Raw genomic sequence first — 1179 nt, 5'->3', positions numbered from 1 at the left:
ACGCTCAAAGGCAGTGGCCGCCTGGTTGGCGCAAAAGTCATTGCTGAAATTGCATGGCCGATAGAGAACTTACTAAATAAACATCTCGATGCTGCAATGAGCCTAGAAATGGAAGTCTTCGACCTCCTCGATTCAGTTATTGAAAAGCTTCCTGAACTAACCGAAGATTTTTCCCAGCAGCGTGAATCAACACAGTACGAGCATCTAATAAGCCGCGCTGATATGTTGTCGGGCAACGAAACTCGTGTTGTCCATAAAACAATGTCCCCTGCAACATCGAAGTCTTCAGCAGAAGAGCAAACTGGGTCCGAAGCTACAGAGACTCAGTCAGCGTCAGAACCAGCACTACCTTCTGACAGCCTTGAACCAGAAACTGAGTCAAGCCCGGAAACAAACAATGAAGCTGCTGCTGAAGCAGAGCAAGAAGAGGACATCCAGGATTCCTGGGACGATGATGAAGACGATCTAATCGATGATGAAATCCTCGAGATTTTTATCGAAGAGGCCGGCGAAGTACTAGAAGCAATCGATACTCACTTGCCAACCTATCTGGCTGCTCATGACGACCAGGATTCACTAACCGAGCTTCGTCGAGCCTTCCATACCCTGAAAGGCAGCGGACGAATGGTTAACGCCAACATCATTGGCGAAGCCGCTTGGGCAATCGAAAATCTTCTGAACCGCATTATTGATGGTTCGGTAATGATGAATGAAAGCATTGCCGAGCTTATCCAATTAGTCGTCGATAATATTCCCAAACTAATTGAGTGCTTTGAAAAAAGACAACGCCCAGACTTTGATCTAAAGCGCGTTGAGAATCACGCTGCAGCCTTGGTTGCCGGTGATTTTGTTAAGCCTCTAGGTAGCTTACAACGATCCTCGCAAGAAACATCCGCAGCAAGTGGTGCGACAGAGGCTCCGAGCGCAGAACAAGGTACAGTTGGAATCGACGATACGCTACTCGATATATTCAGAAACGAGGCCACTTCTCATGTCGCAACTGTCCTAGAATTTGTTGATCGTGCAGCGAATGACAGTATCGATATTGATGATGATTTATCTAGAGCGCTTCATACACTCAAAGGCAGTGCAAACACAGCTAATATAAGACCGATTGCGGAGATCGCAGTACCCGTTGAACAATTTATCAAGGAAGCACGTGCTAATAACATTCAGGCT

The 1179-nt window shown here is 46.6% G+C and carries 1 protein-coding gene; it reads left to right on the top strand.

All coding sequences use genetic code 11. The features are described 5' to 3' along the window. The coding region (locus tag A3763_RS25045) for an Hpt domain-containing protein (RefSeq protein ID WP_197483119.1) at nt 1–1179 on the top strand (1179 nt) is incomplete at both ends.

The organism is Oleiphilus sp. HI0128, from assembly GCF_001635365.1.
This window is presented reverse-complemented; position numbering and strand designations above follow the sequence as displayed.